Annotated in this window: 22 protein-coding genes; 16 read left to right on the forward strand and 6 right to left on the reverse strand. The window is 40.9% G+C overall.

What is annotated here, in order from left to right:
- The first annotated feature begins 15 nt into the window (after nt 1-15).
- The 3 genes from FX988_RS12945 to FX988_RS12955 all read left to right on the forward strand — a co-directional run bounded on the left by FX988_RS12945 (nt 16) and on the right by FX988_RS12955 (nt 2,096).
- On the forward strand, nt 16-639 hold the full coding sequence (locus FX988_RS12945) for a c-type cytochrome (protein ID WP_160180398.1): 624 nt from the start codon (nt 16-18) through the stop codon (nt 637-639).
- 480 nt (nt 640-1,119) lie between these two features.
- Nucleotides 1,120-1,638, forward strand: coding sequence for a Der GTPase-activating protein YihI (gene yihI, locus FX988_RS12950; protein WP_160180400.1), 519 nt, complete (start codon nt 1,120-1,122; stop codon nt 1,636-1,638).
- Nucleotides 1,639-1,646: 8 nt separating this feature from the next.
- Nucleotides 1,647-2,096, forward strand: coding sequence for a DUF2489 domain-containing protein (locus FX988_RS12955; protein ID WP_160180401.1), 450 nt, complete (start codon nt 1,647-1,649; stop codon nt 2,094-2,096).
- Here FX988_RS12955 and FX988_RS12960 read toward each other — a convergent pair.
- The gene (locus FX988_RS12960; RefSeq protein WP_160180402.1) at nt 2,093-2,671 is read right to left on the reverse strand and encodes a DNA-3-methyladenine glycosylase I; all 579 of its coding nucleotides are present in this window, start codon (nt 2,669-2,671) and stop codon (nt 2,093-2,095) included. The two genes, FX988_RS12955 and FX988_RS12960, sit on opposite strands and share 4 nt — an antisense overlap.
- 115 nt (nt 2,672-2,786) lie before the next feature.
- Between FX988_RS12960 and glyQ the strand changes: the two genes are divergently transcribed.
- The 4 genes from glyQ (at nt 2,787) to FX988_RS12980 (ending at nt 7,943) form a co-directional block, all read left to right on the forward strand.
- Nucleotides 2,787-3,692 (forward strand): glycine--tRNA ligase subunit alpha, encoded by a 906-nt coding sequence (gene glyQ, locus FX988_RS12965; protein WP_160180403.1) that lies wholly within the window; start codon nt 2,787-2,789, stop codon nt 3,690-3,692.
- Between the two features lie 3 nt (nt 3,693-3,695).
- Nucleotides 3,696-5,774, forward strand: coding sequence for a glycine--tRNA ligase subunit beta (gene glyS / locus FX988_RS12970; protein WP_160180404.1), 2,079 nt, complete (start codon nt 3,696-3,698; stop codon nt 5,772-5,774).
- Between the two features lie 37 nt (nt 5,775-5,811).
- The gene (locus FX988_RS12975) at nt 5,812-6,252 is read left to right on the forward strand and encodes a hypothetical protein (RefSeq protein ID WP_160180405.1); all 441 of its coding nucleotides are present in this window, start codon (nt 5,812-5,814) and stop codon (nt 6,250-6,252) included.
- Between the two features lie 83 nt (nt 6,253-6,335).
- Nucleotides 6,336-7,943, forward strand: coding sequence for a GGDEF domain-containing protein (locus tag FX988_RS12980; protein ID WP_160180406.1), 1,608 nt, complete (start codon nt 6,336-6,338; stop codon nt 7,941-7,943).
- 310 nt (nt 7,944-8,253) lie between these two features.
- Here FX988_RS12980 and FX988_RS12985 read toward each other — a convergent pair whose 3' ends face one another.
- The 5 genes from FX988_RS12985 to dnaA form a co-directional block, all read right to left on the reverse strand.
- On the reverse strand, nt 8,254-8,946 hold the full coding sequence (locus FX988_RS12985) for an aspartate/glutamate racemase family protein (protein ID WP_160180407.1): 693 nt from the start codon (nt 8,944-8,946) through the stop codon (nt 8,254-8,256).
- A 301-nt stretch (nt 8,947-9,247) separates the two neighbouring features.
- Nucleotides 9,248-11,668, reverse strand: a complete 2,421-nt coding sequence (gene gyrB / locus FX988_RS12990; protein ID WP_160180408.1) for a DNA topoisomerase (ATP-hydrolyzing) subunit B — start codon at nt 11,666-11,668, stop codon at nt 9,248-9,250.
- 4 nt (nt 11,669-11,672) lie between these two features.
- The gene (recF, locus tag FX988_RS12995) at nt 11,673-12,764 is read right to left on the reverse strand and encodes a DNA replication/repair protein RecF (protein WP_160180409.1); all 1,092 of its coding nucleotides are present in this window, start codon (nt 12,762-12,764) and stop codon (nt 11,673-11,675) included.
- A 22-nt stretch (nt 12,765-12,786) separates the two neighbouring features.
- Entirely contained in the window at nt 12,787-13,890 is a 1,104-nt protein-coding gene (gene dnaN, locus FX988_RS13000; protein WP_160180410.1) for a DNA polymerase III subunit beta, read from the reverse strand.
- Between the two features lie 18 nt (nt 13,891-13,908).
- A complete protein-coding gene (gene dnaA / locus FX988_RS13005; protein ID WP_160180411.1) occupies nt 13,909-15,339 on the reverse strand; it encodes a chromosomal replication initiator protein DnaA in 1,431 nt (476 codons plus the stop codon).
- 510 nt (nt 15,340-15,849) lie between these two features.
- Between dnaA and rpmH the strand changes: the two genes are divergently transcribed.
- From rpmH to FX988_RS13050, 9 genes are all read left to right on the forward strand, one after another.
- Complete coding sequence (gene rpmH, locus FX988_RS13010; protein ID WP_006994903.1) at nt 15,850-15,984, forward strand: 50S ribosomal protein L34; 135 nt, start codon at nt 15,850-15,852, stop codon at nt 15,982-15,984.
- A gap of 9 nt (nt 15,985-15,993) precedes the next feature.
- Nucleotides 15,994-16,356, forward strand: coding sequence for a ribonuclease P protein component (gene rnpA, locus FX988_RS13015; protein WP_160180412.1), 363 nt, complete (start codon nt 15,994-15,996; stop codon nt 16,354-16,356).
- A complete protein-coding gene (gene yidD, locus FX988_RS13020) occupies nt 16,317-16,571 on the forward strand; it encodes a membrane protein insertion efficiency factor YidD (RefSeq protein WP_160180413.1) in 255 nt (84 codons plus the stop codon). Before rnpA ends, yidD begins: the two co-directional genes overlap by 40 nt.
- Before the next feature lie 111 nt (nt 16,572-16,682).
- Nucleotides 16,683-18,317 carry a membrane protein insertase YidC gene (gene yidC / locus FX988_RS13025; RefSeq protein WP_160180414.1) on the forward strand — a complete coding sequence of 545 codons (1,635 nt, stop codon included), beginning with the start codon at nt 16,683-16,685 and terminating at the stop codon, nt 18,315-18,317.
- Nucleotides 18,318-18,426: 109 nt separating this feature from the next.
- Nucleotides 18,427-18,909, forward strand: coding sequence for a YajQ family cyclic di-GMP-binding protein (locus FX988_RS13030; protein ID WP_160180415.1), 483 nt, complete (start codon nt 18,427-18,429; stop codon nt 18,907-18,909).
- 8 nt (nt 18,910-18,917) lie between these two features.
- Entirely contained in the window at nt 18,918-20,300 is a 1,383-nt protein-coding gene (gene mnmE / locus FX988_RS13035; protein WP_160180416.1) for a tRNA uridine-5-carboxymethylaminomethyl(34) synthesis GTPase MnmE, read from the forward strand.
- Nucleotides 20,301-20,842: 542 nt separating this feature from the next.
- Nucleotides 20,843-21,280, forward strand: coding sequence for an FMN-binding protein MioC (mioC, locus tag FX988_RS13040; protein WP_160180417.1), 438 nt, complete (start codon nt 20,843-20,845; stop codon nt 21,278-21,280).
- Nucleotides 21,281-21,283: 3 nt separating this feature from the next.
- On the forward strand, nt 21,284-21,958 hold the full coding sequence (locus tag FX988_RS13045; RefSeq protein ID WP_160180418.1) for a DnaT-like ssDNA-binding domain-containing protein: 675 nt from the start codon (nt 21,284-21,286) through the stop codon (nt 21,956-21,958).
- Between the two features lie 19 nt (nt 21,959-21,977).
- Nucleotides 21,978-22,793, forward strand: coding sequence for an ATP-binding protein (locus tag FX988_RS13050; RefSeq protein ID WP_160180420.1), 816 nt, complete (start codon nt 21,978-21,980; stop codon nt 22,791-22,793).
- Nucleotides 22,794-23,342: the final 549 nt, after the last annotated feature.

Here is a 23,342-nt window from a genome sequence, read left to right on the forward strand (position 1 = left end):
TTAATGAGAAAGAATATGAAAATGATGGGTTTATTAGTTAGCGTTTTTTTAGGTTTATCTGCTAGTGCAATGGCAGCCGGTGATGTTGAAGCAGGAAAAACAAAATCTGCTTCGTGTGGAGCTTGTCATGGTGCTGACGGTAACAGCATGATTGATATAAACCCCAAATTAGCTGGTCAACATGCTAGCTATCTTGTTAAACAGTTAAAAGAATTTAAACTTGCCTCGCAAACAGGTGGTAAAGAAGGCCGCAACAATGCCGTTATGAACGGCATGGCTGGCGTGCTATCAGAACAAGATATGTTAGATATATCAGCTTATTTTGAGAGCCAAACGGCTTCTGAAGGAGAAGCACCTGAGGATGTTATTGAAGCAGGCAGTAAGCTTTATCGTGGTGGTGACTTAGAGCGTGGCATAACTGCATGTACCGCTTGTCATGGGCCTCGCGGTAACGGCACGAGCCTATCAGGTTTCCCTGATATCAGCGGCCAACATACAGCTTACTTAAAAGCGCAACTAGAAGCGTTTAGATCAGGCCAGAGAGCAAACTCTCATAACGGCATGATGGAAGACATAGCAAAACGCTTGACTGACCAAGACATTGATATCCTGTCAAAGTATATTTCAGGCCTTTACTAATCAGCATAAAACGACCCTTCTGGGTCGTTTTTTTTACATTAAAAAGCATAAATTCAAAAAGTAATAACAGAATACTATGTAAATAAGTTGTAAAATATTAGTTATCGTGTATTCTCTGTCACCAGAAAAACAATAAGGAATGCAAACAAAGCGTTTGCTCATGGAAGACAATTAGCAAGCAGTGCTAAAACTTAGTGCCTTTGGTGAAAAGGCAAGGACGATAATAATAAAGTGTCAGGAAGGCCTATAACTATATTCTGTTTTCGTTAAAAAAAATAAAAGAGAAAACATGAAGGACCACCACTCTGTGTTCAGGATGAACAAATGTCGGGATTCGTGTCGTAAGACACATCTGTGATACAAAAGGCGATAGTTAAGCTATCGCCTTTTTTCTTAGTTAAATTTCACTCCTTGTGTGCCGAACCATATTTAACCAGCCTAATTTAAGGTAAAATCTGCGCAAATATTGTGGAGGTTAAAATGCCTAGAAAAAAGAAGTCTCGTAAAATCGGTCAAATAGGTACGCCATTGGCACCTAAAACTAACCGTAAACCCGCACCAGCCAGCCCCAAACGCAACAAAAAAACCTTGGGAAAGCCAGCAGGAACGCGCAATAACCCAGAACAAACTAACTCTCAGAGTAAACCAAATAAAACAGTAAAAGATCCTAGAGTAGGCAGTAAAAAGCCGATACCGTTAATTGTTGATAACAAGCCCAAAGCTAAAGTTGCCAAGCCTAAGTTCTTCTCACCGGCCCAAGAACTAGAAAGTATTGAACAAAATGAGCGTTTCGCCCTACTCTTAGAAAAGCTTGATTCAGATGTAGCATTAACGCGCGATGAAAAAGCATTTGTGAATAAGTTAACGGCAAGGCATCAAGAGCTATGTGATTTACTTGGGATAGCAGATGAAGATGACAGTCCTGAGAACAGTGAAAGCTCTGCTGAAAATGATCTTTATGAACAATTCGAGTCTATAGACATAAACAAGTTTAAGTAAGTATTCTTATGAGTTCTATTGCTATAACACTTATCGTTGTTGCACTTCTCGTTGTAGCGTCATTAGCATTCTATGCTGGTAAACTTTTGTTTATGCTGAATAAGCAAAACAAAAAAATGGCGCAAACTAAGAAACAGCGAGTTGAGCGGCTGCTTGAAAGTATCTACACCATTTCTTTGGCCATGGAGCAGCAACAATGCAACCTGTCAGAGGGAAGCATTCGCTTATATCATTTGCATGAAAGCTTACCTATTGATGACAAGCCAGATTTCCAAGCCCACTACCCTGGGCTTTATGCTTTGTATGCTAAAGTAAGTGATTTGCCAACACATGAAGCACGAGACAAACTTTCAACCCTTGAGCGCAGAAATCAAGATGACATGCGTGAAGCGATAGAAAGTGAGCTTGAAAGCCAAATACTAAAAGATGTAGTGAAGTTAAAAGCGTTTACCCCCTAAACGCTTTTAACTTTAGTTGTGTCATAACAAAAACAATCAGTGGTATGGTCATTTACCATACCGACCGCTTGCATAAACGCGTAACAAATTGTGCTGCCTACAAAAGAGAAGCCTCGCTTTTTAAGCGCCTTCGACATCGCATCAGATTCGCTTGATGTAGTGGGCACTTGGCTTTTATCGCTCCATGAGTTGAGAATCGGTTTAGCGCCGACAAACGACCAAATGAAATCTGAAAAGTCTGTGCCTTCACGCTCAATTTCTAAAAAACCTTTCGCATTTTTTATAATCGAATTTATCTTCAGCCTATTTCTTACAATTCCTTTGTTTTGCATTAAACGCTCTACATCTTGTTCGGTCATTTGACTAATAAGAAGTGGGTCAAACTGATGGAATGCTTGATAATAATTATCTTGTTTTTTAAGGATCGTAATCCAGCTCAAACCTGCTTGCTGACCGTCTAAACATAGTTTTGCGAAAAGCTCGTACTTATTTTGCACAGGACGACCCCAAACATTATCGTGATAATCTTGATATATCGGATCCTGAGAAACCCAAGCACAACGAGTATGGTGCATTTTTCTTCCTTTAAACGCTCAATAGCGTATTAATATGGTTATTTAACCTACATTCATTGCTGCACAGCAGGTATACTGTCCGGCGTTTTTTCGAATTATTTTGTGGCAGCAATTAATGAATAAGTTTGATAGTAAAACCTTTCAAGGATTGATTTTATCACTCCAAGACTACTGGGCAAGACAAGGGTGCGTCATCATTCAACCCCTCGATATGGAGGTTGGTGCAGGTACTTTCCACCCTATGACTTTTTTGCGCTCGATTGGTCCTGAGCCTATAAGCAGCGCTTATGTTCAACCGTGTCGTCGACCAACTGATGGCCGCTACGGTGAAAATCCAAATAGATTACAACATTACTACCAGTTCCAAGTCATGCTAAAACCTTCACCGAGCAATATTCAGGAACTTTACTTAGGTTCGCTTAAAGAGCTAGGTTTTGATCCGCTGGTACATGATATACGCTTTGTTGAAGACAACTGGGAATCCCCTACCCTTGGTGCTTGGGGACTTGGTTGGGAGGTTTGGCTAAACGGCATGGAAGTCACTCAATTTACCTATTTCCAACAAGTAGGTGGTCTAGAATGTTCACCGGTGACAGGTGAAATAACTTACGGCTTAGAGCGCCTTGCTATGTATATTCAAGGAGTCGACAGCATTTACGATCTTGTTTGGACAGACGGCCCTATGGGCAAAGTGACTTATGGTGACGTTTTTCACCAAAACGAAGTCGAGCAATCAACGTACAATTTTGAATATGCAGATGTAGACGCGTTGTTCGGTATGTTCGATCACTGTGAAAAAGAGAGTCAAAAAATGATTGAAGCCGGGTTACCGCTGCCGGCTTATGAACAAGTTATGAAAGCATCACACGCATTCAACTTATTAGATGCTCGCCACGCCATCTCAGTAACAGAACGTCAACGTTACATTCTACGCGTGCGTACACTTTCAAAAGCCTGCGCAGAGGCTTATTACCAAGCACGAGAAAAGCTTGGATTCCCTATGTGTAAGAAGGAGGCTTAATTCATGCGTTACGAAAACCTACTCATTGAAATCGGTACCGAAGAATTACCACCGAAAGCCTTGTGTAAACTCGCTCAAGCATTTGCTGATAATATGCAAAATGCCTTAGACACTGCAGAGCTTAAATATACTTCGATTAAATGGTTCGCCTCCCCTCGCCGTCTTGCAGTGAATGTCCTTGAATTAGCTGAGCAACAAGAAGATAAACTCATTGAGAAGAAAGGTCCTGCAGTGTCCGTGGCATTTGACGAAACAGGTCAAGCGACAAAAGCAGCCCAAGGCTGGGCGCGCTCGAACGGTATCACCGTTGAGCAAGCAGATCGCTTAACTACTGACAAGGGCGAGTGGCTTTTGTTTAAAGGTGAATCGAAAGGGGAAACCATATCTAGCTTATTACCATCGATGATTGATGGCGCGCTTAAAAAGCTGCCTATCCCAAAAGCAATGCGCTGGGGAAGTAGCTCAATTCAATTTATTCGCCCAGTCCATACTGTCACAGTGCTATTTGGAGCAGATGTGATCAAGGGTAACATTCTAGGTATTGACTCAGATCGCGTAATTCAGGGGCATCGTTTTCATGGTGAAAAGCAATTTAGTTTAGCTCATGCCAATGACTACCTTGCGCAATTAGAAGCACACCATGTACTCGCTGATTTTGCAACCCGCAAAGCCAAGATACAGCAACAAGTCAAAGCAACAGCACAAAAAGAAAATGCTGTGGCAGATATGAATGACGAACTTTTAGATGAAGTAACCGCCCTAGTTGAATGGCCTGTCGTGCTAACTGCTAGTTTCGACGAATCTTTCCTAGAGGTGCCGAAAGAAGCCCTCATCTACACAATGAAAGATGATCAGAAATACTTCCCGTTGCTTGACCAAAATGGTCAGCTCAAATCACGTTTCGTTTTTGTTACGAATATCGAAAGCAAAGATCCTAAGCAAATCATCGGTGGCAATGAAAAGGTTATTCGCCCTCGCTTAGCTGATGCTGAGTTTTTCTTTAATACCGACAAGAAAACCACACTAGAGTCACGCCTTGAGAGCTTAAAAACAGTCTTGTTTCAAAAGCAGCTTGGTACGCTCTACGAAAAGTCTCAGCGTATAGCTGAACTCTCCGGCACAATCGCATCCATGCTTGGTAGTGATGCAGTACTGGCATCTCGAGCGGGCTTATTGTCAAAAACAGATCTCATGACCAATATGGTCATGGAATTCCCTGATGTTCAAGGCGTCATGGGAATGCATTATGCTAAAAATGACGGCGAAAGTGATACAGTCGCATTAGCGCTCAATGAACAATATATGCCCCGCTTTGCTGGAGACCAACTGCCTACTTCTCATATCAGTAGTGCGGTCGCTTTAGCAGATAAAATTGACACGCTAGTAGGTATATTTGGTATTGGCCAAGTACCTAAAGGCGATAAAGACCCTTTCGCCTTACGACGTGCTGCCATTGGTGTGTTGCGAATTAGCGTAGAAATGAAGTTACCGCTAGATCTGACAGAGTTAGTACAAGCATCAATTGATTCTTTCGCTGATAAACTTACTCATGTGGAAGACCTAACGTCTCAAGTGGTAGATTTTATTCTCGGCCGTTTCAGAGCCTGGTATCAAGATCAAAATATTGATATCGATGTTATTCAGGCGGTCGCCGCAAGACGACCAACTAAACCAGCTGATTTTGCTGCGCGAATTGAAGCAGTATCTGAGTTCAAACGCCTTACTTCTGGTCTTGCTCTGGCCTCGGCTAACAAGCGCGTTGCAAACATACTTGCTAAAAACAAAATCACAGGTACTACAACTATTGATCCAAGCTTGTTTGAAAGTGAACATGAAACTGCTTTGGCAGACGCATTGAACTCAATAGAGGGCACCGTAAACGCATTTGTTAATGATGCAAACTACCAAGGTGTATTTGACCAACTGGCAACGTTACACGTGAAGGTTGATAATTTCTTCGACAATGTAATGGTGATGGCCGAAGATGAAAAGGTAAGAAACAATCGCCTTGCCTTGTTGTCAAAGTTGAGAACTCTATTCCTGCTTGTCGCTGATATTTCTATGCTGAATCAGCAGCAATAAGGACAGCAAATTAATTTATGGCTTCAGGTACTCACATATGAACAAACTTACACAACTCTATGGTGCTATCGCAATAAGCTTACTTAGTGGGTGTGCGAGCTATACAGTCGAACCGTACAAAGATGTTCAGCAACTGCCTGAACTTTATTTACGAGGGGTGTTTACGTGGTGGGAAGCCGATCCACAATATTTGCTCAAAAATCAAGGTGGTAGCGTTTATGCTACCACGATTGAACTGATAGCAGATGGCCAACCTTACGATTTCAAGTTTGCAGATAAAGATTGGACGCCTGGTTCAAGCTGTGGTTATAGAAGCAAATTTAGGGATCAAGATATAACCTTAAATGAGCCTGTCTACGCTGATTGCAATACCACAGATGAAAACTTTAAATTTGTCCCAAAAGAAACAGGTCGTTATACATTTTCGATTAACTTTTCGAATATTGATAAACCAGTCGTTAAAGTATCTAAATTGTGAACTAATTTGTATATAACTTAATCTACCTTTTGTGCTATATATCAATATGTTAGATTAATTCAAACAGACGGTGATTTTGTATTTTGATAAGTTTCAGCGGTAAAATTTATATCAAAGTAGCGCGAGCCATCGCAATTGGCGCGATAGGCACATCGCTAATTACCTCTGTCATTCTCTACTTTAACGCGATTAGTAGCGAACAAAGTAAAGCTGAAGCACTCATCGAGCAAATCGGTGCAACAATACGTAGCACGGCGTCCATTGCTTTATACGTTCAAGATCAAGAGTTGGGACAAGAAATTGTTCAAGGCCTAGTGATCAACGATTTGATTGCCGGTGCGTCATTATCAGACTCGCTTAGTCTAAATGTTAGCTATGGTGATCTTAGTGATAATAAGGGGGTAATTCGTACGCAAGTACGCCACCCTTTTATTCCCGAACAATCCATAGGTCAGTTACTGATCCATCCAAATCGGAACTATATTCAACGTATTGCACAACAAAATGCAATTAACGATGCGCTGTTGCTTTTACTTTATTCCGCCATAGCTGCGCTTTTCGTATCCGTATTAATCCATAAATTATTAACTCAACCAATTCAAGACCTCACTCAGAGCTTCCTTAAAATAGACCCGCGCAATACTGAAACCATGCGCACCTTGATCCACAAAGATAACGATGAAATCGGTCAACTCGTGCAAGGTATTAACGACCTAATGGGTGAGTTGAAAATAACCTTGGAAAATGAAACGAGTTTGCGTAAAAAAACGCAAGCGTTAGAAAGTAAGTTCAGACTTATTTTTGAACAAGCGAGTGCGGGTATCTGTTTGATTAATAACGATAATATGATTTCTGTTGCGAATCCTGCATTCAACGTCATTATGCCAAACTGGACTGAAGGCGTACCCTTTACCCATTTATTTGAGAATGTCGATCAGCTTGCTAGTTTGCTTATCAGGATCAGAAACGAAGAGTCGGTTAACCATTTATCTATTGATTTAAAGTGCCAGTCCCAATTGGGTCAAGCAAATAAATGGGTACACTGCTTATTCTCACGGGTAACCAGTCAACGAGCGAGTACTCGTCAGTCATCTTCTAACGGTCATAGTCCTCTCATCGAAGTCATTATGTACGATATTACCGTTCGGGCGGAAAAAGAGCGTAGAGCTCGGTTTGAAGCTGATCATGACGCATTAACGCACCTAAAGAATAGACGAGCTGGAGAAACTGTCATCGATTCCTTGATTCAAAAGGTCAATGTGATGGACATGGCCTTAGTCTTATTTATGATTGATTTAGACAAGTTCAAACCAGTAAACGATACCTACGGACATGATGCTGGTGATAGGGTGCTTATTGAAGTGGCCTCTCGATTGAAGACCGTGTTTGATGGCAAGGACGAACTTTGTAGCCGTTGGGGGGGCGATGAATTTGTGGCAGCTTATGTAGTTAACACAATTAATATCCCAGAGATTGAAGCCTTAGCTCAATCTACACTCGATAGCTTAAGGCACCCTATAGACATATCTAGTGATATAAGCTGTAAAATAGGCGGTAGCATAGGTGTTGTGATTGCTCCTCAACATGCTAATTCTACGAAAGAGTTACTGGCATGTGCTGATAAAACCATGTACAGAGTTAAAGAAAATGGTCGTGACCATTTCGAGATCTACAACCCGGACTGGCAATAACAGTCTACATTTCAGTATATTCGTATAGATAGTTATACCAATCCGCATTAATAAGTGACCGCCTCAGAATGCGTCCAGCGGTTTTTGATTAAGGCGTCGCTATGTAGTAATGGTTGTTCCCTTTCAAATAGTGAGAACGCAGAGCAAAAGCCGCTGGGGCATTCCTTGTAGGCGAGTTTTAAGAGGGCTTACACTGCGTTGCATGACTTCGAAAGAGAACAACTATTCATTCAGTCATGCGCCTTGTTTAAGCCCTTTTAAACTCTCGCTGAGTCATCACTTATTAACGTGGAATGGTATTAGAAGTAGATTACGACAATGCAGAGCTAACCGCTGCTAGTGCGTGCAGCTCGGTAGTATCAAATAACGGTACGTCGGTATCTATTTGCTTAACAAGTAAAGATATTTCGGTGCAACCTAGGATGACGCCTTGGCACCCATCAGCTGCTAAAGCGCTAATGATGTTTAAATATTTCTTTCTCGATTCATCTTTGATTTTACCCTTACATAATTCCTGATAAATAATATTGTGCACGACAGTTCTATCGTCAGCGTTCGGAATAATAACTTCGATGCCAAATTTATTAGTTAAACGCGACGTGTAAAAACTCTGCTCCATGGTAAATGCTGTACCTAACAAGCCTACACGCGATATATTTTCTTGCTGCAGAACTTCTGCAGTTGTATCAGCAATGTGCAAAACAGGAACTGATATAGACGCCGTTATTTCGGGAGCAACTTTATGCATAGTATTGGTACAGATTAATAAAAAGTCAGCACCGGCTTTTTCAAGATTAATCGCCTCTTCACTGAGTATTTTCCCTGCCTCTTTCCAATCGCCTTTTTGCTGCAAAAACGCAATATTTTCAAAATCTACGCTACGTAGGATCAGACTTGCGCTGTGTAATCCCTTTAAGCGATGATTTACTTCTTGATTAATGAGTCGATAATATTGAGCCGTCGACTCCCAGCTCATGCCACCTAGCATACCAATTGTCTTCATTTTCACCTCACGTCAATATAATTGGGTTTCTACCAATCCCGTTGAATAAAAACAGAGTAATATATTGCAAGGAAGACAGCGAATAATATACATATTATGGACATTCATAATCCGTTTTCGCTATGTATATGTTGTAGTAAGTGAGGACTTAGTTACTCATTTCGTTTTACATGAACTTTTATCCAAAAATTCTCTAACACTATTCATTTCTATCAGGCTGATTTTCTTGGCTAAAACAAAAAAGCCACACCCTAAGGCGTGGCTTGTCATTTTACGAAAGTTGAAAGCTTAAAAGGCTTTACTAAACGTCTAGGTTAGCAACTCTTAATGCATTATCTTCAATAAATGCACGCCTAGGCTCTACGTGATCTCCCATAAGCGTTGTAAACAACTGGTCTGCTGCAATCGCGTCTTCTACTTTAACCTGTAGCATGCGACGTGAGCCAGGGTCCATTGTAGTTTCCCATAGTTGCTCTGGGTTCATTTCACCCAATCCTTTGTAGCGTTGAATGTATTGACCTTTCTTAGATTCAGCCATCAACCAATCTAAACCTTCAGCAAACGAGAATATCGGCTTAACCTTATCGTTACGTTTAACGTAACCCCCCTCTTCAATCAGACCGTTAATAGCTTCGTTCAATTCACGCAAGCGGGTGTATTCGATTGATTCAATAAACTCCTGATCGATTTTGTATTCAGTATCGATACCATGTAAGCGGATGATGAGTGCAATGTAGTAATTATTGCGTTCGCTATTCACTCTAACTTCGTAGCTATAAGTAGCACCATCAACTTCATTTCTTGTAAGACTATCAGTGAAGCTTTTAGCAACGACATTTAAGCTGGCCTCGTCCTGTAGGTCTTGTAATGAAATAACTTTACTGTACACAAGGCTGGTTAGAATGACTTCAGGCATCACTCGGCTGACACGTTTAATCATTTTCATGGCGTTTTGGTACTGATTGACTAACTTTTCTAATGATTCCCCACTCAACCCTGGCGCTTCTTCATTCACATGAATTGATGCATTATCTAACGCTATGGCTGTTAGATATTTAGTTAGGGAGTCGTCGTCTTTAAGATACTGTTCTTGTTTACCCTTTTTAGTTTTATACAAAGGAGGTTGAGCAATATAGATATAGCCGCGCTCAATAATCTCTGGCATTTGACGGTAGAAAAAGGTCAGTAAGAGCGTACGAATGTGCGAGCCATCGACGTCCGCATCGGTCATGATAATAATACGGTGATAGCGCAGTTTTTCAGGATCGTATTCATCACGTCCGATACCACAGCCTAAAGCGGTGATCAGTGTTGCGACTTCTTGAGAAGACAACATTTTATCGAATCGCGCTTTTTCAACGTTAAGGATCTTACCTTTAAGCGGTAAAATTGCTTGGTTTTTTCTATTTCTTCCCTGCTTGGCTGAACCGCCAGCAGAGTCCCCTTCCACTATATAAAGTTCAGATAGAGATGGATCCTTCTCTTGGCAATCAGCTAGTTTTCCTGGCAGGCCAGCTAGATCTAATGCGCCTTTTCTGCGAGTCATGTCACGAGCTTTACGCGCAGCTTCACGGGCACGTGCAGCATCGATTATTTTATTGATAATGATTTTACTGGCTGACGGATTTTCCAATAAAAACTCATTAAGCTTTTCGCCCATTACCGTTTCAACCGCAGGACGAACTTCTGATGAGACTAATTTGTCTTTGGTCTGAGAAGAAAATTTAGGGTCAGGTACTTTTACAGAAACAACCGCCGTCAAACCTTCCCGCGCGTCATCACCGCTAGCGCTGGTTTTATTCTTTTTATTGTGGCCTTCCTTTTCCATAAACGTATTAAGGGTACGTGTTAGAGCACCACGGAAACCTGCTAAGTGACTTCCTCCGTCACGCTGAGGAATATTATTCGTAAAGCAGAATACGTTCTCTTGGAATGAATCATTCCACTGTAACGCCACTTCAACTGAAATTCCGTCGTCACGTTCGCTATTGAAATGAAATACTTGTTGATGAACAGGTGTTTTATTTTGGTTCAAGTACTCTACGAAAGCTTGAATACCGCCTTCGTACATAAAGTGATCGCGTTTACCGTCACGTTCATCTTCAAGAATAATGCTCACACCTGAATTCAAAAATGAAAGTTCACGAAGGCGCTTAGCTAGAATATCGTAGTGAAATTCGATTCCAGTGAACGTTTCTTCGCTCGGCCAAAACCGGATGCTAGTACCTGAAGTCTCAGACTCTCCTATCACTTCTAGTGGCTTTTGCGGAACGCCATGTTGATATTCTTGTTCATGCACTTTTCCAGCTCTGCGGATCAATATTTGTAATCTACGAGATAAGGCGTTTACAACCGAAACACCAACACCGTGTAAACCACCTGACACCTTATATGAATTGTCATCAAACTTACCGCCAGCATGTAGAACGGTCATGATGACTTCAGCTGCAGACACACCCTCTTCTTCATGGATTTCGGTAGGAATTCCACGTCCATCATCTTTAACAGACACTGAGCCGTCCGTATGGATTTTGACATTAATGTTAGTACAGTGACCGGCAAGAGCTTCATCAATTGAGTTATCTACAACTTCAAATACCATATGATGTAAGCCTGTACCATCGTCAGTATCTCCGATGTACATTCCAGGACGTTTACGTACAGCGTCTAATCCTTTTAATACTTTAATACTCGACGAATCGTACTTATTCTCTTCTGCCATTCGATTAACTCTCCTCTCTCACCTGGCCATGTTCCACGTGAAACATTTTTTTATTTTGGTATTTATCTATAAATTCTAGCTGATGCGCTTCTATAGCAGTTACGAAAAGCTGTGTGTTTGATTCAAGAAGCTTATCTATAAACACTTCTCTTTTTGCTGCGTCTAATTCCGCACCAACATCATCTAATAAGAAAATACAGGTCTTTTGGGTGTAGGACATCAAACACTGCGTAGTGGCCAACTGTAAGGCCGCTACGAGCATTCTTAACTGTCCACGTGACAAAACCTCATGTGCAGGTTTGCCATCTATTTTGAATCTCACGTCAGCCTTATGAGGACCAACGCTTATATAACCATTTCTGTAATCTCGGTCTGAGGCTTTCGCTAGCGCTTCAATCAATTCAAGGCCTTTTTCCCACCCCCTATAATACGAGATTTCAACGCAAAACTCAGGTAAAAAATGCGCCAAATTAGAAGTAATTAGCGGTATAAGCCGCTCCATCATCGTATTTCTGAACTGAGTGAGCGATTCGCCATACTTTGCTAGATGTTCAGTCCAATATGTTCTCTGAGGATCCGCATAACCAACTTGGTGTTTACGGCACAAAGCATTGTTGTGTTTGAGTAACTTTGTATAACTATTGGAGCAAATAAGAAAAGGATGTTCCACGTGAAACAAACACCAATCAATATACTTGCGTCTTAACTTAGGAGACCCTAGCAAGATATCTGAACTTTGTGGTGTAAATATTTGAACGGGCAACTGGCTAACCAATTCGGAAATCTTATTGCCCCTCACCCCATTTATACTCACACTAACCGCGTCATTAATATTTCTGGAAATACCTAAGCGCTTAACTGATTCTTGATCTGTACACTGACAAAAAACGGTAAACGATTCTTGCTCACTTTGAATAACGTGTTTGTGTTTGGTTGTGCGAAAAGAGCGCCCAAAACCTAGGTAGTGGATAGCCTCTAAAATTGAGGACTTACCACTACCATTAATCCCAAGTATAAAATTGACACCATGGCTGGGGTTAAGACTAACCTGTTGCAGATTTCGCAGATTGCGGATCTGGACTGAGTCCAGCTTCATAATAAACTCAACAAAAAACGAACTATAGTCTCATCGGCATAATGACGTACAACGCAGAATCATCAGAACCATCTTCGATTAATGCACTGCTATTTGAATCAGCAAGAGTGAACTTAACTTCTTCAGCGTTTAATGCGTTAAGAACATCTATAAGATAAGCAACATTGAAACCGATCTCTAAATCATCGCCTTGATAATCTACGTCAACGATTTCGACAGCTTCTTCTTGCTCTGGGTTATTAGCCGTAATTTTGACTTCGCCCGACGATAAATTAAGGCGCACACCTTTGAATTTTTCATTAGATAAGATAGACGCACGAGAAAACGCATTCTTTAAACCAAGTTTGCTAGCGATAATGTTCTTATCACCATCTTTCGGTAATACTCGACGATAATCAGGAAAACGCCCATCAACTAACTTACTGGTAAAAATAAAGTCGTTTGAAAAAATACGGATGTGATTTGAACCAACCTGCACCTTTAAAGACTTATCGCTGTCTTCGATTAGCCGTGTAATCTCCATAACCCCTTTACGAGGGATAATAACCTGGCGGTTTGGTAAAGTTGCATCCGTATAGTTTAAGCGGCATAGCGCTAATCTGTGACCGTCTGTGGCAACCGTCCGGATAACATTATCTTCGGTTTCTAACGACATACCGTTTAAATAATAACGTACGTCCTGCTGCGCCATAGAAAAATGCACGCTGTCGATCAGGCGCTTCAAATTAGATTGGGAAATTTCAAACTCTAACTCACCCTGCCAATCTTCTAAATTCGGATAATCATTAGCTGACAATGTCGACAAGCTATATTTGCTTCGACCACAGCGTATAATGGCCTTGCTACCGTCAATGTGAAAACTAATTTCGCTACCTTCAGCTAAGCCACGAATAATGTCTAAAAGCTTCTTAGCAGGAACGGTAATTTCACCCTCTTCTAATTCACCAGTAAGGGTTACGTTTGAAATTAACTCCACTTCCAAATCAGTCCCCGTTAACCACAATGCATTATCACTTACTTTGATTAATACATTGGAAAGGATCGGCAATGTGTGTCTACGTTCAACAGCCCCAGAAACTAACTGTAATGGCTGTAAAAAATTTTCCCTGCTTATGCTGAATTTCATCTTAATTCTCGTAACTTTTTATGAAGATAAGGTGCGAATTAAATTTTGATAGTCTTCTTTTATATCATGACTTTCTTCTCTAAGCTGCACTATTTTCCTACATGCGTGCAACACTGTCGTGTGGTCCCTACCACCGAACGCATCACCAATTTCTGGCAAACTATGATTGGTCAATTCTTTAGACAACGCCATAGCCATTTGCCTCGGCCTAGCCACGCTACGACTTCTGCGCTTAGACAAAATGTCAGCCATTTTAATCTTATAGTACTCAGCTACTGTCTTTTGAATATTATCAATTGTTACCAGCTTTTCTTGCAACGCTAACAAATCTCTTAGCGCCTCACGAACAAAATCAATGGTAATTGGACGACCAGTGAAATTTGCATTGGCAATAACACGGTTAAGTGCCCCTTCAAGCTCTCGTACATTAGAACGAAGTCGTTTAGCTATAAAAAACGCCACTTCATCAGGTAATATAATTTTGTTTTCTAGGGCTTTGCGCATCAAAATTGCCACTCGCGTTTCAAGCTCTGGTGGTTCAATTGCGATGGTGAGACCCCAACCGAAACGCGATTTAAGTCGATCCTCTACCCCGTCAATTTCTTTAGGGTAGCGATCAGAGGTCAAAATTATTTGCTGGTTACCCTCTAACAGCGCATTAAAGGTGTGGAAAAACTCTTCCTGAGAACGCTCTTTGTTAGCGAAGAATTGGATGTCATCAATAAGCAATGCGTCTACAGATCGGTAATATCGTTTAAACTCTTCAATCGCATTATTTTGCAGCGCTTTAACCATATCTTGAACAAAGCGTTCAGAATGCATGTAGACCACAGTTGCATCTTTCTTATTATCGATAATCCCATTACCTACAGCGTGCAACAAGTGTGTCTTACCTAAACCTGTACCACCGTAGATAAATAAAGGATTGTAAGCTTTACCCGGATTGTCAGAAACTTGCTTAGACGCTGCACGGGCTAACTGATTAGACTTACCCTCTACAAAGTTATCAAACTTATAATTGAAGTTGATGTTACTTTTATGCGAAGCGGCGAGTTTAACGTTAGGTGTTCCGCTATTAGTATCAGTTTGAGTATTTGCACTACTACGCGCAGTTTGATGTTTTTGCAAAGATTTAATGCTGTTCTCAACAGCCGATAAATTAGAAGCAGCAGCTACACTCGCTGAGCTACTTTGCTGTACATTGTTGGCAGCAGATTTAACTTCAATCCTCAATTGAGGGACGGCATCATTGGTACAAAACTCAACAAACAATGCCTCTATTTGCGCAATATACTTGTCCCGCACCCAATCTAAAACAAAGCGATTAGGTGCAAAAAGAGTAACTGCACCGTTTTCTTCATTTGCCACTAATGGTCTTATCCACATACTAAATTGCTGCGTCGGCAAATCTTGCTGAAGTCTTTCGAGACAACGATTCCATAAAGACATTAAAAAACTCACTCCGAACCAACAAAATAAAGGAAAAAATGAAGACCAATTAGAAAAAAGACAAAAAGAAGATAACTTAAAAACTGGGCTTTAACGATTAATTATTCAGCGAAAAGACTATGAATATAAGCTTATTATCCCTTTAATCTGTGCATAAGTAAATGGTGGGTTTAAAGTAAGCTATCCAAAAGCACTCTTTAAATATAAAGCATTGTTTTTTAACATTATTATTTATTATTCAAGTTGAGACACTTTTGATAACTTTAGATATATCAATCAATAATCAGGCCAGATTTCGACGTCACAACAAAAAATTTACAACATAATGTGGATAAATACCCTACAGAAGTAATAGTTACCCAAAGGAGCGGAAAAACAGTTAATGATCATTAATTACACAATGATCTGGATAACTCATTGACAAACGGTAGGCAGATCTCTAGAATTCAGCGTCCTTTTTGAGCATGCAAGTGTTCATTTGTTTTTAACCTTATGTAGCGGAACTAGGTCATGAAAAGAACTTTTCAACCAAGTAACTTAAAGCGTAAGCGTTCACACGGTTTTCGTGCCCGTATGGCGACTAAAAATGGCCGCAAGGTTATTGCTAATCGTCGTGCTAAAGGCCGTGCTCGTTTAACAGCTTAATCATTTAAAGTGGGTGAAAATTCATTTTCTCGGGAGTTGAGACTTTTAACTCCCACCCACTTTGAATTTGTTTTCAAAAATGCCACTCCTGCCGTATCCCCAAATTTAACTTTACTTGCCCGTCACAATGATAGTGCTAATCCTAGGCTAGGAATAACTGTCGCTAAAAAACGTGTCAAAAAAGCTCACGACCGTAATCGTATTAAACGTATTGTGCGTGAAAGTTTTCGCAATCATCAGCAAAGCTTACCTAACATTGATATAGTAGTTGTCGGCAAAAGTGGGCTAGATAAGCTCTCGAATCAGGAACTATTCCACGTTTTAAGTAAGTTATGGAAAAAGTTAGCCAAGCGCTGCGAAAAATCCCAATAGGTTTGATTAGACTATACCAGCTATGGCTTTCCCCCATGCTTGGTCCAAATTGTCGTTTTCATCCAACCTGTTCTTACTATGCAATTGAAGCAATAAAACAGCACGGAATCATAATTGGTGGTTGGTTAAGTATCAAACGCATACTAAAATGCCATCCGCTGCATTCTGGTGGAATCGACCCGGTGCCGGAAAAGAAGAAGCAGAACAAGCACTGAATTATTTGAATTTGCCCATATAAACGTAACGGACAAATTCACAAAATGTATGAAGGTCGTCGCCTAGGCAATACGGCTTAAATTAATAATGTAGTTAATATAGAGTATTTTATGGAATCCCAACGCAGCTTTTTATTAATTGGCCTTGCCATGGTCAGCTTTCTTTTATGGCAACAATGGCAAGTGGACTATGGTCCTAAACCAGCGCAGCCCGCAGAACAGAGTCAACAAACAACGAGTAGTGATGCCCCATCAGGCAATGGTGATGTGCCTATTGCAACATCAACAAGTAAAAGCATGCTACCAACCCAAAATGTCGCCGGTAAAGTGATTTCAGTGACAACTGACACGCTGCAATTGAGCATTAATACAGTTGGCGGTGACGTGATTTCGGCTAATTTGCTTAAATACCCTCTTGAACAAGGCTCAGAAGGTACGTACAGCTTACTACGACCTAGTGGCCCAACTATCTTTGTCGCTCAAAGTGGCTTAGTTGGTACCAATGGCATAGACAAAAGCAGCCGTCCAACTTACTCAGTTGCCCAAGATAGCTACGTAATGCAAGGTGACACACTCACGGTTCCACTTACCTACACAGCGAAATCAGGTCTAGTTGTCACCAAAGAATTTGTATTTAACAAGAATAGTCACGACGTGAAAGTGAATTATCATGTTGAGAACACCTCTTCAGACGTAAAGAATGTTAAGCAATTCGGCCAATTGAAACAAAGCACCCAAGATCAAGGTGGCAGTATGTTTATGCCGACTTATCGCGGCGGTGCATTCTCAACCGAAGACGAGCGTTACGAGAAGTACTCTTTCGATGACATGCAAGACAAAAACCTAAATCAAACAACGCCTGCAGGTTGGGCTGCAATGATTGAGCACTATTTTGTTTCAGCTTGGGTACCGCCACAGGACCAAACGAATAGCCTATACAGTAAAATGACTCAAAACGGCAATGCAATTATCGGCTTTCTTGGGCAATCTGTTGATATTGAGCCAGGTCAAAGCGTTGATATTCAAAGCTCACTTTACCTTGGACCTAAGGATCAAGATACCTTAAAAGAAATCGCGCGCGGCCTAGATTTAACTGTTGATTACGGCTTTTTATGGTGGATTTCTCAGCCGTTATTCGCTTTCTTGCAATTCATACACAGTTTAGTAGGCAACTGGGGATTCTCGATAATCCTTATCACTATCGTCGTTAAAGGCGCTATGTATCCACTCACGAAAGCTCAGTATGAATCAATGGCAAAAATGCGTGCCTTGAAACCCAAAATGGACGCATTGAAAGAACGTTATGGCGACGACAAGCAGAAGATGCAGCAAGCCATGATGGAAATGTACAAGAAAGACAAAGTGAACCCTATGGGTGGTTGCTTCCCTCTTCTTTTACAAATGCCTATCTTCTTAGCCTTGTACTGGGTGTTGTTAGAGAGTGTTGAATTACGCCACGCTGACTTCATTTTCTGGATCACGGATTTATCTGTTAAAGACCCTTACTTCGTCTTGCCGATATTAACTGGCCTTAGTATGTATCTTCTACAGAAACTACAACCAATGACGATGACGGACCCAATGCAACAGAAAATAATGCAATTTATGCCTGTGGCTATGAGTTTGTTCTTCTTCATATTCCCAGCAGGTCTAGTGCTATATTGGTTAATCAGTAACATCATTACTCTTATACAAGCGAAGATCATTTATGCATCAATGGAAAAGCGCGGTTTAAAAACCAAGTAAGTCGCTACTCCCATGTGCAAATAGCCCGCCTTACACAACTATGTAGGCGGGCTTTTTTATATTCACACCTAGCATTACAATGTGTTTATTCAATCAATAGGAAATCAACATGCCTTCATTTGATATTGTGTCAGAAATTAAATTAGAAGAAGTGAGAAACGCCGTCGAAAACGCTAACCGCGAGCTCTCCACCCGCTTTGACTTTCGTGGCGTTGAAGCCAGTTTCGAACTTAAAGAAAACATAGTTACTATGTCGTCAGACAGTGATTTTCAGTTAAAGCAAATGCTGGATATATTACGCGGCACTTGTGTAAAACGTGGTGTAGATACCGCAGCCTTTGAAGAAAAAGACGTACAGCACATAGGTAAAATATATAAGCAGGCTATCGCGTTTAAAGAAGGTATTGAACAACCTGTGGCCAAAAAGCTGATCAAGATGATCAAAGACGCCAAGATTAAAGTTCAAGCTTCAATACAGGGCGACCAAGTACGTGTCACAGGTAAAAAACGTGATGATTTGCAGCAAGTCATGGCGTTAGCGAAAAGCTGTGACCTAGAGCAACCCCTACAATTTACCAATTTTCGAGATTAGACATAAAAGTGACTTCTGAGCAAAGTACCCCAGACCAAGACACCATTGTTGCCCAAGCTACTGCAAGTGGACGCGGTGGTGTTGGCATAGTCCGCGTTTCAGGCTCCTTAGCCGCAAAGGTAGCTGAACAAATAATAGGGCATGTACCTCCTGTGAGAAGTGCCCAGTACGTCCCGTTTAAGGCCAATAACGGTGACCCACTTGACCAAGGTATAGCGTTATTTTTTAAAGCACCCCACTCTTTTACGGGTGAAGATGTGCTTGAACTACAAGGCCATGGTGGGCAGGTTGTTTTAGATATGCTGATCAAAGCAACATTGCACGTACCGAATGTACGTTTAGCAAAACCAGGGGAATTTAGCGAACGGGCTTACTTAAACGACAAGCTCGACTTAGCCCAAGCTGAAGCTATTGCTGATTTAATTGATGCCAGTTCAGAGCAAGCCGCTCGAGGAGCACTACGCTCCTTACAGGGTGAGTTTTCAACACAAATAAACTCGCTTGTTGAGCTACTAACGCATCTGCGAATATACGTTGAAGCAGCAATAGACTTTCCCGACGAAGAAATCGACTTTCTTAGTGACGGTAAAGTGCAAAATGATCTAACAGCGATTACCCAACAATTAAGTGTAGTCAAAAGCAAAGCTCAACAGGGCAGCTTGTTACGAGAAGGTATGCGCGTTGTGATTGCTGGTCGGCCCAATGCAGGCAAATCAAGTTTATTAAATGCCCTAGCAGGCCGCGATGCAGCCATTGTTACATCAATAGCAGGTACTACGCGAGATGTGCTGAAAGAGCACATCCACATTGATGGCATGCCGCTGCATATTATCGACACTGCAGGACTCAGAGACAGTTCAGATGAAGTAGAACGTATCGGTATTGAACGCGCTTGGCAGGAAATCGAGCAAGCGGATCGTGTCTTGTTCATGTTAGACAGTACAGAAACCCCTGAAAGTGATCCACATAACATTTGGCCAGAGTTTATGCATCGCTTGCCTGACAATATGGGACTTACTGTCATTCGCAATAAAGCGGACCTGTCAGGTGAAAGTATTGGTAAAGCAAAATATAAAGGCTATCCGGTTTTTCAGCTCTCTGCCAGTCACAAACAAGGTATAGAAGTGCTCGCAGAGCATCTAAAAGAATGCATGGGTTTTCATTCATCAAACGAAGGGCAATTTATCGCACGACGCCGGCACATTGACGCAATCGAGCGAGCAGAAGAGCATTTATTATTAGGTAAGCAACAATTAGAAGACAACCTAGCAGGTGAATTACTTGCTGAAGAACTGCGCTTAGCCCAATCATATTTGAGTGAAATAACCGGTGAATTCAGTTCTGACGACTTACTAGGAAAGATATTTTCATCGTTCTGTATTGGTAAATAACACCCAATCCTTTTAGTTAATCCCAAAGTAATAGTGATATGAGATGCGCCACCTTGGTGTGTCTCCTCTTCATCAACGATGCAATATGTCGTTCAAATAACACACACATTAACTATTTATATTGTCTTTAAGTAGACAATAGCAAGCATTAATACCAATTCCATTAAATAATTAACCACTCAGCGAAAATTTAAAAGGACTTAATCAAGGCGCTTGAATGAAGTAATAGTGGTGCTCTTTCGAGTTCGAGCAACACAGAGTAAGCCCTTTTAAAATTCGCCCGTAGGGAATTCCCCAGCGGGTTTTGCACTGCGTTCTCGGTATTTGAAAGGGAACAACCATTACTGCACACCGACGTCTTGTTCAAAACCCGCTGGATGAATTCTGAGAGGCCAATTATTTAATGGAATTGGTACAAGTTAAATATATTTAACCCAAGAGTTTATTTTTAACATTGCGCTCATTATCCCTTGAGTTCAGACGTAGTCGCGCACATCTATGCAAGGTACAATAACGTCTGTAATTAACGAGAAAGAAAACCCATGACAGATTTTGAGATAGTGGTTGGCAGTATGTTAGGCGCCAGTGAGTATGTTGCTGACGCATTACAAGAAACACTGAATAAACACGGCTTAACATCAAATATTCATTTAACACCTAATTTGAGCGACATATCTCGTGAAGGTACTTGGATAATTTGTACCTCAACCCATGGGGCCGGAGACCTACCGGATAATATTCAGCCTTTTGCTAAGCAGTTAGCAGAAACAGATACAAGTGATGTGTCTTTCCTAGTCATTGGATTAGGCGACAGCAGTTACGATACCTTTTGTTTTGGCGCAGCCCAAATGGAAAAAGTACTTAAAAATAGTGGTGCCCGAATGGATGCTCCTGCTCTGAATATCGATGTGCTTCACCACCCTATTCCAGAACAAACCGCTGTTGACTGGTTAGAAACCTGGTTAAGTAGTAGAGGATAACGTTTGAATACCTGGTTAAATGAAGCCGAACAAAAAGCGCTCAATCAAAATCTAAGTAATGATGCTCGGGTGCTCTACTTATTAGGTTTAAAGCCTTCTATCGACCAAGCAACAGGTCAAACACCAGCATTAAATTATAAGGCTCTTTTGGCTATGCTCAATGCAAAAGAGACTAAGTACACGCTTGGGCGTCAGGTAAACGCGTTAATAAAAGAACTACTTCAAGTTGAGTTAGTTGCCTTTGTTGAAGATGTCGATTTAAGTAAAAGCTTCAATGGTAAAATTCTGCTGTTACCTTTGTTAATGTTAAAATCCGACAATTACAGCCAATTGCATTTACAGTGGCAAAAAATGAGCACTGACTGGACGCCAAACAACGCTTTATATAGAGATTTGGCAAAACTTGTGGGGATCATCGATAGCGAGTTTTCAGACCATGAAATCGGTGATTTTGTCGCTTATTGGTTAGGCAGACCTGAAACCCAGTTCACCCAATTTCAATGGACTCAAAAATTTGTTTTTAACGTCAAACAAAAGCGCCTAGCAAAAAATATGAGTGCTATTCATAAAGTAGGCAATCAAGTTGTCACAGCCAAAGCTGGCGTCGTGGCTGATGAGAATGCCAAAAACCTTGTTGCTAAGTATAGTGGCAAGCTAAAGTCTACCTCTAATTCATGATCATCAACGGAACATTACCATGCAAAGTTTGAAAGACAGAATCGAACAACTCGGTAAAACACTTGGCAAACAAAATATTCCTAAATCTTATACCGACTACAAAACGGTAAGATTAGAACATGAAGCGTTAGCTAATCGAGATGTGCGTCAGTTACAAAAAGAAGGAAAGCGCAGTCGTATTCAAACCTTGCACGGTCGTTCTGATCTGAATCCAAAATGGACATTCGATAACCTTATTGAAGACAGCGAAGATGTTAAAGAGGCTATCAGCATTGCCCATTCGTTTATTGCAGCTCATGAAGATACAGCATGGCGAAAAAGCGGTTCACATATGATGATATTTTACGGCGATTATGGTCGTGGTAAATCACATACTGCTGGTGCTATTGCTCACGAACTTATTAATCAATATGAAATTACAGTCTTGTATCGACAACTTTCAACCTTATTAGAAATGCGATTTTTCTCGTACGATTACAGCGCCACTGATAATGTAGGTGAGAAATTTCGCGAAATTAACCAGGAACTACTCGATGTTGATTTGCTGATACTCGATGAAGTATGTGTCAATGAATCTTCTCTTAAAAAGAATGCTCAAAGTTGGTTAGGTAATCTGCTCAGACAACGTCTTGCACACAATAAGAACTGTATTTTAATAACAAACCATAATTTAGCGCAGCTTGAGCAAGCCCTAGGGAGTTACTGCTTTGAGTCGATTAAAGAATACGACACCTATAAAGTGCGCTTTGAAGGGCCAAGCAGACGTAAAGAAATCATCCCCTCGCAAGTAGAGACTCAAAGAACGACAGGCTACCAACCTAATCAAGTTAAGTAAGTTAAACTATCTCTTAATCGGTATTAGCATGCAGCGAAGATCTTAAACAACTAGGATCTTTGCCATACTGATCTGCCAGCACGATCTTTTAACAACCAATTAAGTAAGCAATGTCTCCTCTAACTGACAATAAATAATCACGCTACAATCGCTTACAAGCCAATAAATCTCTGATTCAGTAATTAATTTAAAAAAAATGAAATTATTTTTTCATCTAGATCTACTGGTTATACACAAGATGATCGAGGATCGAGATCCACTTAGGTAAAGTCAGGTATAATCATGATTGCAGGAAGCTCTTGGTGAATAAGATCACATTTTATACACAGCTAGATCAAAACTTATCCTTTATTGTGCACAAGATCCTGCATAACTGCTGTATAGTCATTACATATCCACTTGATAATAATGACGGCAGATCTGCTTGTGGATAAGATCGCTACTTACCCCCAAGCTATACACGTTAGATCAATGAATGATCACAACAAAAGTTTATTTGTAACTAACTGATATATATATAATTAGTAGGCTTACGCACAGATCTTACGA

Source organism: Paraglaciecola mesophila (assembly GCF_009906955.1).
GTDB lineage: Bacteria > Pseudomonadota > Gammaproteobacteria > Enterobacterales > Alteromonadaceae > Paraglaciecola > Paraglaciecola mesophila_A.

Bases quoted from the DNA above. Each gene is read 5' to 3' on its own strand.
- dnaA (WP_160180411.1), bottom strand. From the start codon at position 15,339: ATGTCTTTATGGAATCGTTGTCTCGAAAGACTTCAGCAAGATTTGCCG.
- FX988_RS12955 (WP_160180401.1), top strand. From the start codon at position 1,647: ATGAGTTCTATTGCTATAACACTTATCGTTGTTGCACTTCTCGTTGTA.
- recF (WP_160180409.1), bottom strand. From the start codon at position 12,764: ATGAAGCTGGACTCAGTCCAGATCCGCAATCTGCGAAATCTGCAACAG.
- FX988_RS13050 (WP_160180420.1), top strand. From the start codon at position 21,978: ATGCAAAGTTTGAAAGACAGAATCGAACAACTCGGTAAAACACTTGGC.
- dnaN (WP_160180410.1), bottom strand. From the start codon at position 13,890: ATGAAATTCAGCATAAGCAGGGAAAATTTTTTACAGCCATTACAGTTA.
- gyrB (WP_160180408.1), bottom strand. From the start codon at position 11,668: ATGGCAGAAGAGAATAAGTACGATTCGTCGAGTATTAAAGTATTAAAA.
- glyS (WP_160180404.1), top strand. From the start codon at position 3,696: ATGCGTTACGAAAACCTACTCATTGAAATCGGTACCGAAGAATTACCA.
- yidD (WP_160180413.1), top strand. From the start codon at position 16,317: ATGGAAAAAGTTAGCCAAGCGCTGCGAAAAATCCCAATAGGTTTGATT.
- FX988_RS12985 (WP_160180407.1), bottom strand. From the start codon at position 8,946: ATGAAGACAATTGGTATGCTAGGTGGCATGAGCTGGGAGTCGACGGCT.
- rpmH (WP_006994903.1), top strand. From the start codon at position 15,850: ATGAAAAGAACTTTTCAACCAAGTAACTTAAAGCGTAAGCGTTCACAC.
- FX988_RS12960 (WP_160180402.1), bottom strand. From the start codon at position 2,671: ATGCACCATACTCGTTGTGCTTGGGTTTCTCAGGATCCGATATATCAA.
- FX988_RS13030 (WP_160180415.1), top strand. From the start codon at position 18,427: ATGCCTTCATTTGATATTGTGTCAGAAATTAAATTAGAAGAAGTGAGA.
- yidC (WP_160180414.1), top strand. From the start codon at position 16,683: ATGGAATCCCAACGCAGCTTTTTATTAATTGGCCTTGCCATGGTCAGC.
- glyQ (WP_160180403.1), top strand. From the start codon at position 2,787: ATGAATAAGTTTGATAGTAAAACCTTTCAAGGATTGATTTTATCACTC.
- FX988_RS12975 (WP_160180405.1), top strand. From the start codon at position 5,812: ATGAACAAACTTACACAACTCTATGGTGCTATCGCAATAAGCTTACTT.
- yihI (WP_160180400.1), top strand. From the start codon at position 1,120: ATGCCTAGAAAAAAGAAGTCTCGTAAAATCGGTCAAATAGGTACGCCA.
- FX988_RS12945 (WP_160180398.1), top strand. From the start codon at position 16: ATGAAAATGATGGGTTTATTAGTTAGCGTTTTTTTAGGTTTATCTGCT.
- mioC (WP_160180417.1), top strand. From the start codon at position 20,843: ATGACAGATTTTGAGATAGTGGTTGGCAGTATGTTAGGCGCCAGTGAG.